The organism is Streptomyces sp. NPDC002602 (assembly GCF_042889445.1).
Lineage (GTDB): Bacteria > Actinomycetota > Actinomycetes > Streptomycetales > Streptomycetaceae > Streptomyces.
In genome coordinates, this window is the sequence record NZ_JBIAQX010000006.1 from 101,220 (window position 1) to 113,052 (window position 11,833).

An 11,833-nucleotide genomic window follows, 5' to 3' on the forward strand; every position below is an offset into this window, starting at 1 on the left:
GCCCCCGGACGGCGGGGTGCTACAGCGAGCGCAGCAGGACGGCGGGCGACTCGACGCAGTCGGCCACGTACCGCAGGAAGCCGCCGGCCGTGCCCCCGTCGCACACCCGGTGGTCGAACGTCAGGGACAACTGCACGACCTGACGGACGGCCAGCTCTCCCCGGTACACCCACGGCTTCGGGATGATCCGGCCCACCCCCAGCATCGCCGCCTCGGGGTGGTTGATGATCGGCGTGGAACCGTCCACCCCGAACACCCCGTAGTTGTTGAGGGTGAACGTCCCGCCCGTGAGGTCGGACGGGGCCAGCTTCCCGGCCCGCGCCAACTCCGTCAGCCGCCCGAACTCCGCGGACAGCGTCTCGGGGTTGCGGGTCTGCGCGTCCCGGACCACCGGGACGACCAGGCCGCGTTCCGTCTGCGCGGCGAACCCGAGGTGCACCGACGGCAGCCGGACGATCTCCTTCGCCGCCAGGTCCACGGTGGAGTTGAGCTCCGGGTACTTGGCGAGGGCGGCCGTGCAGATCCGGGCCAGCAGCGCCAGCACCGAGATCTTGGGCCCGCCCGCCGCGTTCATCGCGGTCCGCGCGGCCATCAGTTCGGTGGCGTCCGCGTCGACCCAGCAGGTGGCCTCGGGGATCTCCCGCCGGCTGCGCGAGAGCTTCTCGGCGACGGCTCCCCGTACGCCCTTGAGCGGGATCCGCACCTCGCCCGCGACGGCGGCGACGGGGACCGGCGCGGGGGCGACCGGCTCGGCCGACGACCGCGGCGCCCGCAGGGCCGCCTCGACGTCCGCGCGCAGGATCAGGCCCTCGGGCCCGGACCCGTTGAGCGCCCGCAGATCGAGCCCGTTGTCCCGGGCCAGCTTGCGCACCAGGGGCGAGATCACCGGCACCGGCCCGACCGCCGCGGCGACCGGGGCGGAAGCGCCCACGGCGACGGACGCGGCGACCGGGGCCTGGACGGAACCGAAAGCGGGAACGGTCGCGGCGACCGGCCGCGACCCGGAGGCCGCAGGGCGGACCCGCCGACGCCGCGCCGGACGCGAGTGGTCGGTGCCGTAGCCGACGAGCACGTTCCCGGAACCGGAGGACACGGGTGCGGCGCTCTCCGTCGGCTCCGTGCCCGCTCCCACCGCGACGGTGATCAGCGGGGCTCCCACCGGCAGCTCCGTCCCCTCCTCACCGAACCGCGCGGTGACCACACCGCCGTAGGGACACGGGACCTCGACCATCGCCTTGGCCGTCTCCACCTCGACCACCGGCTGGTCGATCTCGACGACGTCGCCGACCGCCACCAGCCAGCGGACGATCTCCGCCTCGGTCAGTCCCTCGCCGAGGTCCGGCAGCTTGAACTCCAGTACCTGCGGCATCAGTTCTCCCACTGCAGGCGGGCCACGGTGTCCAGGATCCGGTCCACGCCCGGCAGGTGGTGCTTCTCCAGCATCGGCGGCGGGTACGGGATGTCGAACCCGGTCACCCGCAGCACCGGCGCCTCCAGGTGGTGGAAGCAACGCTCCGTCACCCGGGCGGCGATCTCCGCACCCGGTCCGCCGAAGCCACCGGCCTCGTGGACCACGACCGCGCGCCCGGTGCGTCGCACGGAGGCGACGACCGTCTCCTCGTCGAAGGGGACCAGCGAGCGCAGGTCCACGACCTCCAGGTCCCAGCCCTCCTCGCGGGCCGCCTCGGCGGCCTCCAGGCACACCGGCAGGGAGGGCCCGTAGGTGATCAGCGTGGCGCTCGTGCCCGCCCGGCGGACCAGGGCCTTGCCGATGCCGGGCACGGCCGCCGGGGTCTCGGGCGACCAGTCGGCCTTCGACCAGTACAGCCGCTTCGGCTCCAGGAAGATCACCGGGTCGTCGCTCGCGATGGACGCGCGCAGCAGCCCGTACGCGTCCTCCACGGTCGCCGGGGTGACCACGGTCAGGCCCGGGGTGGCGACGTAGTACGCCTCGGAGGAGTCGCAGTGGTGCTCGACTCCGCCGATCCCGCCGCCGTACGGCACCCGGATGGTGATCGGCAGCGGCATCGCGCCGCGGGTGCGGTTGCGCATCTTCGCGACGTGCGAGATCAGTTGCTCGAAGGCCGGGTAGGCGAACGCGTCGAACTGCATCTCCACGACCGGCCGCAGCCCGTACATGGCCATGCCGACGGCGGCGCCGAGGATGCCGGCCTCCGCGAGCGGGGTGTCCGTGCACCGGTCGTCGCCGAACTCCTTCGCGAGCCCGTCGGTGATCCGGAAGACCCCGCCGAGCGTGCCGACGTCCTCGCCCATCACGTGGACGGTCGGGTCCTCGGCCATCGCGTCGCGCATCGCCCGGCCCAGGGCCTGGGCCATGGTCGCCGGCTTGGCGACGGGCTTGGCCGCGGTGGTGGTCGTCATCACTCGTTCCCCGCTTCGAGTTCCGCGCGCAGCATCTCGGCCTGTTCGCGCAGCCGGTCGGTCTGCTCCTCGTAGACGTGCGCGAAGAGGTCCATCGGGTCGAGCACCGGATCGGCGTTCATCCCGTCGCGCAGCGCCGCCGCCATCGCGTCGGCCGCGTCCTTCGCCGCCTGGATGCCCTCCGCGTCCAGCAGCCCGCGCGCGGTCAGTTCGCGCTCCAGCAGGGCCACCGGGTCGTGTGCCTTCCAGGCCTCGACCTCGGCGTCCGAGCGGTAGCGGGTGGCGTCGTCGGCGTTGGTGTGCGCCTCCATGCGGTAGGTGACGGCCTCGATCATGGTGGGGCCGCCGCCCGAGCGGGCCCGCCGGACCGCCTCGGACAGCACCTCGTGCATCGCGGCGATGTCGTTGCCGTCGACCAGCCGGCCCGGCATCCCGTACCCGACGGCCTTGTGGGCCAGGGTCGGGGCGGCGGTCTGCTTGGCGAGCGGGACGGATATCGCGAAGCCGTTGTTCTGCACGAGGAAGACGACCGGGGCCTGCCAGACGGCGGCGAAGTTCATCGCCTCGTGGAAGTCGCCCTCGCTGGTGCCGCCGTCGCCGACCATGGCGAGCGCGACCACGTCGTCCCCGCGCAGTCGGGCGGCGTGCGCCAGGCCGACCGCGTGGGGGAGCTGGGTGGCGAGCGGGGTGGAGAGCGGGGCGATCCGGTGCTCGCGCGGGTCGTACCCGGTGTGCCAGTCGCCGCGCAGCAGCGTCAGGGCCTGTACGGGGTCCAGCCCGCGCGCCACGGCGGCGAGGGTGTCGCGGTAGCTCGGGAAGAGCCAGTCGCGCTCCTCCAGGACCATCGCGGCGGCGATCTCGCAGGCTTCCTGGCCGACGGTCGAGGGGTACACGGCGAGCCGGCCCTGCTTGGTGAGCGCGGTGGCCTGGGCGTTGTAGCGGCGGCCTCGCACGAGCTCGGCGTAGCACCGGCGCATCAACTCGGGGTCGAGCCCGTCGGCGGCCGGGGTACCCAGCACCCGGTACGGCTCGGGGTCCGGGAGCAGCGGGGCGGCATCCGTGCGGGGACTCCAGGCGGGCGGGGTGAAACGGTGGGACGCACCGGCACCGGGCAGCTCTTGGACCGTCATGGCGGCGTACACCTCCTCGTGGGAAGCGGGCAGGGAGCACCCCGGGTGTGAGGCGCCTCACCTACCGATTGTTCGGTTGTCCGCGCAATTTGGCTACAGCCGGCTCCAGGCTGTGGACAAAGTGGCGGCGGGGCCGTGGGATGGGTGCAGGACGTCCAACGCAGGGAGGCAGTGGGCAATGCCGGATGAACAAATGGCCGGAGCCGGTTCCGCGCCGGCCGTACCCGGTGGTGTCACGAGCGCCCCACCGGTCCCGTCCGGGCACCCCGCGACGCCCGCCCCGCCGCCCCGGCCGCTCGATTCGATCGACCGGTCGATCATTCGGCTCCTCCAGGCGGACGGCAGGGCGTCGATACGGTCGGTGGCCGAGCAGGTCCACGTGTCGCGGGCCAACGCGTACGCCCGGATCAACCGGCTGATCGACGACGGGGTCGTCCGGGGCTTCACGGCGCGGGTCGACCACGAGCGGGCGGGCCAGGGGGCCTCCGCCTACATCACCCTGAAGATCGTCCAGAACTCCTGGCGGACGGTGCGCGAGCAGCTCCGCGAACTTCCGGGAGCGGCGCACATCGCCCTGGTCAGCGGCGATTTCGACGTCCTGCTGCTGGTCCACACGCCGGACAACCGCACCCTGCGGGAGCTGGTGCTCACCCGCCTCCAGTCCATCCCGGAGGTGCTGTCCACCCGCACGTTGCTGGTGTTCGAGGAGACGGACCTCCTCGACACCGACGCCCGTGCGCCCGGCCCCGCCCTCCCGGACGACCCGGAACCGGCGTGAGGGCGAGGGGGGACGGCGGGCGACGGCCGGGACGGGGGCGGACGTGGAGATCGGCGCGGTGATCATCGCGGTGGCGGGGGTGGCGGGCACGCTGGGAGGCGCGTTCCTCACCCAGCGCACCGCGGAACGGTCCAGGCGCAGGGAGATAGAGCTGGTCCGGGGCCACACGGAGGAGCACGAGAACCTCGCGCTCCGGCGCGCCTCCTACGTGGCGCTCAACCGTGACGCGCGCCATTTCACGACGGCCCTCAGCCGGCATCTGCACACCCTGCGCGAGCGCGAGGTGACGGACGCCGACCGGGCGGCGCTCGACGAGGCGAAGCGGGCCCACCGCGACCAGTACTCCGAGGCGCAGATGATCGCGTCCGACGAGGTGCTCGCCCGTGCGGCGGCCGTCAACCGGGCCCTGAACACGGTCTACGGGCAGGTCAAGCGCCTGGAACGGGCGGAGCCCGAACCGGGGGAGACGGCGGCCGGCGCGGCCGAGGCCCAGTACGCCGTCTGGGAGCTGCTCAAGGTCATGCGGGCCAGCATGCGCCGGGACCTCGGGACGGCGGCCCCGGAGGCCTCCGGCTGACGGCCGGGGCCCTCGGGCGGCAGCAGGACTCCCGCGCGCCCGCTGGGCCGTCCGGGTGGCGTCCGGGTGGCGTCCGGCAGCCGTGCGGCCCCCGCGGTGGGGGGCCGCCGGGGTCACTTCTGGGCGCGGAGTCCGTCCAGGGCCATGTGGACGACCGCGTCGGCGAGCTGGGCGTGGTCGTCGCCCGGGTGGGGGCGGTACCACTCGACCAGGGAGTTGACCATGCCGAAGAGCAGCCGGGTCGCGAGCCTGATGTCGACGTCCGTGCGCAGGTCGCCGTCGGCCGCCGCGGCCTTGAGGAGATCGGCCACCGCGTGGTCGAACTCGCGGCGGCGGTCCAGTGCCCAGCGTTCGGTCCGGGTGTTGCCGCGCACCCGCAGCAGCAGGGTCACGTAGGGGAGTTCGGCGAGCAACACCTCGACCGTGCGCCGGGTGACGTGTTCGACGCGCTCGACCGCCGGGCCGCGTACCGCTCCCGGCTCCTCCAGGACCGCGAAGAGACCGTCCAGCGCGCGGCTGACGGCTCGGCGCAGGAGTTCCTCCTTGCCGGCGACGTGGTGGTAGATCGAGGACTTGGAGATGCCCGCGGCCTTGGAGAGGTGTTCCATCGAGGTGCCGTCGTAGCCGCGCTCGTTGAAGACCTGGACCGCGACGGAGAGCAGCGTCTCCGGTGTGTAGGTGTCCCGTCGGGGCGTCGTCACTCCGCGTCCCCCCGCGTCCCGTCCGTGCCCGATCCGACCGCCCCGGCCATGTCCGCGTCGCCCGTGTCCGCGTCACCCGTGTCGCCCGTGTCCGCGTCCGCTTCCGCCGCGTCCTCGTCGCCCGCCGCGTAGCCGAGCCGGTAGAGCGCGAGGGAGGGGGCGTAGCGGCCGCCCGGACAGCGTTCGTCGAGGTGGTGCAGGAGGTCGTACGCCCAGTCCCGGCCGAGCCGGTCGTGCCATTCGGCCGGGCCCATCGGGTAGTTGACGCCGAGGCGCATCGCGGTGTCGATGTCCTCGGCGGCGGCGACCCCGCGCGCGACGGCATCGGCGGTGAGGTCGATCAGCATGGCGACGGTCCGGGCGACGATCATGCCGGGGACGTCGCCGATGACGGAGACCTTCTTGCCGAGCTTCTGGAACAGGCCGATCGCCTCGGCCAGGGTCTGTTCGGTGGTGTCCTCGCCGGCGGACAGGGCGATCCGGGTGGCGTCGCGGTAGTCGAGCGCGAGGTCGAAGTAGACGACGTCCGCGAACTCGATGGAGGTCTTGCCGTCCGCGAGCACCAGTTGCCCCTCGCCGGGGAGCTGGATGTACGGGCCCCCGTGCTCGGTGGACTCGACCGCGATCCCGGCCTCCTCCAGCAGGTCCGTCAGCGCGGACGCCGGGCCGAGGTCCCCGACGACGGTGACCTTGGCGGGTGCCTCCTCGGGGCCCGCGGTGTGCGGGACCGGCTCGGGCGCGCCCTCGCCGTACGGGAACCAGCCGTGGCCCGTCTTGCGGCCGAGGCGACCCGACTGGACCAGCCGGCGCTGCGCGAGGGAGGGGGTGAACTTGGGGCTGCGGAAGAACGACTCCCAGACGGAGCGGGTGACGGCCTCGTTGACGTCCTGTCCGATGAGGTCGGTCAGCGCGAACGGGCCCATCTTGAAGCCGCCGCTCTCGCGGAGCACGGCATCGATGGTGGCCGGGTCGGCGCCCTGCTCCTCGTACACCGCGAAGGCCTCGGCGTAGAAGGGGCGGGCGATCCGGTTCACGATGAAGCCGGGGGTGTCGGCGCAGCGGACCGGCGTCTTGCGCCAGCCCAGGACGGTGTCGTACGCGCGCTCGGCGGCGGCCGGGTCGGTCGCGAAGCCGCTGACCACCTCGACGAGCGGGAGCAGCGGGGCGGGGTTGAAGAAGTGCAGGCCGAGGAAGCGGCCGGGGTGCGCGAGTCCCGCGGCGATCTCCGTCACGGAGAGGGAGGAGGTGTTGGTGGCCAGCAGCGCGTCCGGTGAAACCACCTCTTCGAGCGCGGCGAAGAGCGCGCGCTTGACGGTGGCGTCCTCGACGACCGCCTCGATGACGAGTCCGGCGTCGGCGAGGTCCGCGAGGTCGCGTGCGCAGCCGATCCGGCCGATCGCATCATCGGCCTCGGCGCGGTCCAGGCGCCCCTTGGCGACCATGCGCTCGACGCGGTCCTGGACGAGGCCGAGGCCGTCCCGCGCGAGGGATTCGTTGACGTCGTGGATCAGCACCGGGTGACCTGCGAGGAGGGCGACCTGGGCGATGCCCTGCCCCATCGTGCCGGCGCCGATGACCGCCACAGTGCGGGACCGCTCGATTGCTGTCATGACCCGATCCTCCCGCACCGACTTGTCCACAGGTCCGCCGGGCCCTCTTGTCCCGACCGATCGTTCGGTTACTCTAACTCCAGTCTGCTCTTCTTCACCCGCCCCTGCCTGATCCCAGTCCGCGCACCAGACCGATCTTGCCCGGCTCAACGAGGAGTTGGTCCCTGATGGCCGCCGAGCCCACCGTCCCCCAGCTGACCGAGAAGCACCGTCCCACCCTGGACCAGGCGCTGTCGGCCATCCGCACCCGCGCCTACTGGTCGCCGCACCCCGAGCACCCCAAGGCCTACGGGGAGACCGCCCCGGCCGACGGGCTCGCGGCGTTCGAGGCCCTGCGCGGCACCCGTTTCGAGCTCGACCAGCCCGGCACCGACGGCTGGACGGGCGGCGAGGTGTCCCCGTACGGCCCCGAGCTGGGCGTCGAGTACCCGCACGCCGACCCGGAGGTGCTACTGCCCGCGATGCGCGCGGGCATGGGCGCCTGGCGGGACGCCGGGCCCGAGACCCGCGCCGTGGTCTGCGTCGAGATCCTCGCCCGGATCTCGGCCCGCACGCACGAGTTCGCCCACGCGGTGATGCACACCAGCGGCCAGGCCTTCATGATGGCGTTCCAGGCGGGCGGCCCCCACGCGCAGGACCGCGGTCTGGAGGCCGTGGCCTACGCGTACGCGGAGCAGGTCCGCGTCCCGGGGCAGGCCGACTGGGAGAAGCCGCAGGGCAAGAAGGACCCGCTCAAGCTCGGCAAGACGTTCACCGCCGTGCCGCGCGGCATCGCGCTGATGATCGGCTGCAACACCTTCCCCACCTGGAACGGCTACCCGGGCCTGTTCGCCTCCCTGGCCACCGGCAACGCCGTCCTGGTGAAGCCGCACCCCCGGGCGATCCTCCCGCTCGCGCTGACGGTGCGAGTGGCCCGCGAGGTCCTCGCCGAGGCCGGCTTCGACCCGAACCTGGTGGCGCTGGCGGTGGAGCGGCCGGGCGAGGGCATCGCCAAGACGCTCGCCGTGCGCCCCGAGATCAAGCTGATCGACTACACCGGCTCCACGGAGTTCGGCGACTGGCTGGAGGCCAACGCCCGCCAGGCGCAGGTGTACACGGAGAAGGCCGGCGTGAACACCGTCGTCCTCGACTCCACGGACGACTACAAGGGCATGCTGTCCAACCTGGCGTTCTCGCTGTCCCTCTACAGCGGCCAGATGTGCACCACCCCGCAGAACCTGCTGATCCCGCGCGAGGGCATCGCCACCGACGCCGGACACAAGACGTACGACGAGGTCGTGGCCGACCTCGCGGCCTCGGTCGGCGGCCTGCTGGGCGATGACGCCCGGGCCAACGCCCTGCTGGGCGCGCTGGTCAACCCGGACGTCAAGGCCCGGCTGGAGGCGGCGGCCGGTCTGGGCGAGGTCGCGCTGGCCTCGCGCGAGGTCGCGAACCCGGAGTTCCCGGACGCGGTGGTCCGCACGCCGGTGATGGTCAAGCTGGACGCCGCCAAGGCCGACCCGGAGGCCCCCTACCTCTCGGAGTGCTTCGGCCCGGTCTCGTTCGCGGTCGCGGTCGACTCCACGGCCGACGCGCTGGAGCTGCTGCGCCGCACGGTGCGGGAGAAGGGCGCGATGACGGTGGGCGCCTACACCACGTCGGCGGACACCGAGCGGGCCGTCGAGGAGGTCTGTCTGGAGGAGTCGGCGCAGCTGTCGCTGAACCTGACCGGCGGGGTCTTCGTCAACCAGACGGCGGCCTTCTCGGACTTCCACGGCTCCGGCGGCAACCCGGCGGCCAACGCGGCCCTGTGCGACGGCGCCTTCGTCGCGAACCGCTTCCGCGTGGTGGAGGTCCGCCGCCAGGCCTAGACCGTGGCCTGGTCCGGGTGCGGCCCGCCCCAGTGGAAGAGGGCCATGGCCACGCTGGTGGCCAGGTTGTAGCTGGAGACCTGTGGCCGCATCGGCAGGGACACCAGGTGATCGGCCCGGGCCCGCAGCTCGGGCGAGATCCCGTGGCGTTCCGAGCCGAAGGCGAGCAGGGCGTCGTCCGGGAGGGTGAGGGCACGGATGTCCTCACCCTCCGGGTCGAGCGCGTACAGCGGCCCGGGGGGCAGGGTCTCCAGGTCGACCCGGTCGACGGTGGTCGCGTAGTGCAGGCCGGCCCCGGCCCGGACCACGTTGGGGTGCCAGGGGTCGAGATCACCGCGCGTGACCACTCCGGTGGCGCCGAAGCCGGCGGCGAGACGGACGACGGCGCCCACGTTGCCGAGGTTGCGCGGGTTGTCCAGGACCACGATCGGCGCGGCGCGGCCCGGCCGGCGCAGCGCCGCACGGCCCGCCTCGCGGTCCGGCCGCACGGCGAGCGCGGCCACCCCGGTGGGGTGCACCCGGGCGAGCAACCCCTTGAGTTCCGCCCCGCGCACCAGCCCGCGGACCCGCGCCTCCACGTCCGGGGCCAGTTCGGCGGCCAACGCCCCGACGGCCTCGGGATCGTCGGCGACGACGGCTTCCACCCGGGCGCCGAAGCGCAGCGCGTGCTTCAACGCGTGGAACCCGTCGAGCAGGACCACGTCCTCCCGGCTCGCGACCTCCCGCCACTCCCGCGCGACCTGTCCGGGCTCCCCGTGCTGCTCACTCATACCGCCGACCCTACGGGCCCCGCCGGACCCCCGTGACCGGCGTGCGCCTCCGTCAGCGCGCGACCTCGGCCGGGGCCGGGGTCGGGGCGTCCAGGGAGCCAGGCGGCGGCTCCGGGACGGCCCGGTCGCGCCGGCGCAGGGCGCCGGCCCTGGCGCCGAGCCAGACGAGGAACACCGTCGGCAGGAACACCGCGTCGGCCGCGATCATCGCCAGCGAGAAGAACGGCAGTCCGAGCAGCACCGCGATTCCGGCGTGCTCCAGCATCATCACCGCGAGCAGCACGTTCTTGATGCGCCGGTTGAACAGCGTGAACGGGAACGCGACCTGGACCGCGACCGTCCCGTAGGTCAGCAGCATCACCATGGTCCCGCTGCCCGCCAGCACCCCGGACAGCCCCGGCCACGGGGTGAAGTAGTCCAGGCCCAGCGGGTAGTACAGCGCGGTGCCGTCCTGCCAGCGCGAGCCCTGGATCTTGTACCAGCCCGCCGTGGCGTAGATCAGACAGACCTCCGCCATGATCACCATCATCGCGGCGTTGTGCAGCAGGTTGGCCAGCACGTCGAGGACGGCCCGGCCCTCCCCCTCCGGCTCGAAGCGGTCGACGAGCCACCACAGCCCGAGCACCACCCACAGCGCCGCGAAGGCGGCGAGCCAGCCGGCGCCGAACCGCCCGGTCACCGCCCCGTACGCGAAGAGCAGCCCGAGCACGCTCCACAGCACGGGCCCGGCCGCACCCGCCGAGGCCGAGCCGCCCCGGCGCGCCCGGCGGGCGTCCAGGGACCAGACCCGCGCGCACCGGGTGAGCACGAGGTACATCGCCATCAGGTGGATGACGTTGTCCCCGCCGTCCCCCATGAAGACGCTGCGGTTCTGCAGGGACAGCACCCCGATCATGAAGAGCACGGACGTCGCCCGGGTCCGCCAGCCCAGCATCAGCAGCACGCTCGCGAGCACGGAGAGCCCGTAGACGAGCTCGAACCACCAGGTCGCGTCGGACCACATCAGCACCGTGAAGGCCCGGTTCGAGGCGATCAGCCGCTCGGCCATCCCCCAGCTCCAGGGGCCGTCGGGCCCGTACAGCTCGTGCCGGTGCGGGAACTCCCGCAGCAGGAAGAACAGCCAGGTCGCGGAGAACCCGATGCGCACCACGGCGCTCTGGTACGGCCCCAGCGCCCGGCCGGTGACCTGCGCCAGGGCCTGCCCGGCGGCCGCGCGGGCGCGGCTGCGCGCGCTCGGCCTCAGACCGTCCACCACGGCAGCTCCCGGTAGTAGGTCCGGGTGTCGCTCTGCTCGTCGCTCCACTTCGGCGCGGCCACGGCGGTCGTCGCCGAGCGCAACTGGATGCGTACGATCCGGTCGTCCTCCCGCTCCCCGGGCGCCATCCGGTCCATGGCGATGCGGCGCAGGTACTCCTCCGACAGCGCGCCGCGCTCCCCGTTCGGCTTGTTGTTCTCGTCGTGGGAGCCGGTGAAGAAGTCCCAGGCCCGCCGCAGCTCGTTCTGCTCGGTGTGGCTCGGCAACAGGCTGTGGCGGATCGCCGCGCCGTCCTCGGCGGACAGGTCGCGCCAGCCGCCGGTGGTCAGCCCGCCGTCCGAGGCCCGTACCTGGGTCCGCACCTGGACCGCGATGTTCTGCTGGAGGGGGTTGGGTGCGAAGAGCTTCCAGTTCTGTTCGAACTCGGGGTAGATCCAGGCGTCGATCGTGCTCGCGTGGCGCTTGCTGAGCGTGTTGGACGGGGCCACGTGCAGGAAGACGGCCGCGAGGTGCCCGCAGGCCGCCACGGCGACGATCCCCAGCGCGAGGGCCACGACCACCCGGTAAGGGGTGGACAGACCGGCGATCCCGGGCGCCCTGGGCGGCGCTTCGACGACCGGTGGACCGGCCTCGGTGGCCACGGGCGCACCCGGCGTGACGTCCTGCGGAACGGGCTGTTCCGAAGGCTCGCGCTCGTTCGAATCCATCCCGCCCCGATCATCCGGCTTCCACAGGGTTGCCCACAGAGGTTGACACCCTACGGGCCGCCGTCTCACCATT

11 protein-coding genes are annotated in these 11,833 nt (G+C 73.1%); 3 read left to right on the top strand and 8 right to left on the bottom strand.

Annotated features, from left to right (window positions below; translation table 11 throughout):
• Nucleotides 1-19: 19 nt before the first annotated feature.
• From ACFYW3_RS18765 to pdhA, 3 genes are read right to left on the bottom strand one after another with little or no spacing between them, the layout of a single operon-like run.
• Nucleotides 20-1,369 carry a dihydrolipoamide acetyltransferase family protein gene (locus ACFYW3_RS18765; RefSeq protein WP_389386811.1) on the bottom strand — a complete coding sequence of 450 codons (1,350 nt, stop codon included), beginning with the start codon at nucleotides 1,367-1,369 and terminating at the stop codon, nucleotides 20-22.
• Entirely contained in the window at nucleotides 1,369-2,382 is a 1,014-nt protein-coding gene (locus ACFYW3_RS18770) for an alpha-ketoacid dehydrogenase subunit beta (RefSeq protein ID WP_351749734.1), read from the bottom strand. Before ACFYW3_RS18770 ends, ACFYW3_RS18765 begins: the two co-directional genes overlap by 1 nt.
• A complete protein-coding gene (gene pdhA / locus ACFYW3_RS18775) occupies nucleotides 2,382-3,512 on the bottom strand; it encodes a pyruvate dehydrogenase (acetyl-transferring) E1 component subunit alpha (protein ID WP_053675759.1) in 1,131 nt (376 codons plus the stop codon). The genes ACFYW3_RS18770 and pdhA overlap by 1 nt, the downstream gene beginning before the upstream one ends.
• 178 nt (nucleotides 3,513-3,690) lie before the next feature.
• Between pdhA and ACFYW3_RS18780 the strand changes: the two genes are divergently transcribed.
• Both ACFYW3_RS18780 and ACFYW3_RS18785 read left to right on the top strand, forming a co-directional pair.
• Entirely contained in the window at nucleotides 3,691-4,290 is a 600-nt protein-coding gene (locus ACFYW3_RS18780) for an Lrp/AsnC family transcriptional regulator (protein ID WP_351749738.1), read from the top strand.
• 43 nt (nucleotides 4,291-4,333) lie between these two features.
• Nucleotides 4,334-4,867, top strand: coding sequence for a hypothetical protein (locus ACFYW3_RS18785; RefSeq protein ID WP_351749739.1), 534 nt, complete (start codon nucleotides 4,334-4,336; stop codon nucleotides 4,865-4,867).
• A gap of 113 nt (nucleotides 4,868-4,980) precedes the next feature.
• Here the strand turns inward: ACFYW3_RS18785 and ACFYW3_RS18790 are convergent, their stop codons facing one another.
• Nucleotides 4,981-5,568, bottom strand: a complete 588-nt coding sequence (locus ACFYW3_RS18790; protein ID WP_351749741.1) for a TetR/AcrR family transcriptional regulator — start codon at nucleotides 5,566-5,568, stop codon at nucleotides 4,981-4,983.
• Nucleotides 5,565-7,178 (bottom strand): 3-hydroxyacyl-CoA dehydrogenase, encoded by a 1,614-nt coding sequence (locus tag ACFYW3_RS18795; RefSeq protein WP_389386812.1) that lies wholly within the window; start codon nucleotides 7,176-7,178, stop codon nucleotides 5,565-5,567. The genes ACFYW3_RS18790 and ACFYW3_RS18795 overlap by 4 nt, the downstream gene beginning before the upstream one ends.
• 167 nt (nucleotides 7,179-7,345) lie before the next feature.
• Between ACFYW3_RS18795 and paaN the strand changes: the two genes are divergently transcribed.
• Nucleotides 7,346-9,028, top strand: a complete 1,683-nt coding sequence (paaN, locus tag ACFYW3_RS18800; RefSeq protein ID WP_351749745.1) for a phenylacetic acid degradation protein PaaN — start codon at nucleotides 7,346-7,348, stop codon at nucleotides 9,026-9,028.
• Here paaN and ACFYW3_RS18805 read toward each other — a convergent pair.
• Genes ACFYW3_RS18805 through ACFYW3_RS18815 form a run of 3 tightly spaced genes read right to left on the bottom strand, consistent with a single transcriptional unit; the run spans nucleotide 9,025 to nucleotide 11,760 of the window.
• Nucleotides 9,025-9,798 (bottom strand): TrmH family RNA methyltransferase, encoded by a 774-nt coding sequence (locus tag ACFYW3_RS18805; protein WP_389386813.1) that lies wholly within the window; start codon nucleotides 9,796-9,798, stop codon nucleotides 9,025-9,027. The genes paaN and ACFYW3_RS18805 overlap by 4 nt on opposite strands.
• 52 nt (nucleotides 9,799-9,850) lie before the next feature.
• On the bottom strand, nucleotides 9,851-11,053 hold the full coding sequence (locus ACFYW3_RS18810) for an HTTM domain-containing protein (RefSeq protein ID WP_389386814.1): 1,203 nt from the start codon (nucleotides 11,051-11,053) through the stop codon (nucleotides 9,851-9,853).
• Complete coding sequence (locus ACFYW3_RS18815) at nucleotides 11,038-11,760, bottom strand: DUF5819 family protein (RefSeq protein WP_389386815.1); 723 nt, start codon at nucleotides 11,758-11,760, stop codon at nucleotides 11,038-11,040. The genes ACFYW3_RS18810 and ACFYW3_RS18815 overlap by 16 nt, the downstream gene beginning before the upstream one ends.
• Between the last annotated feature and the right edge of the window lie 73 nt (nucleotides 11,761-11,833).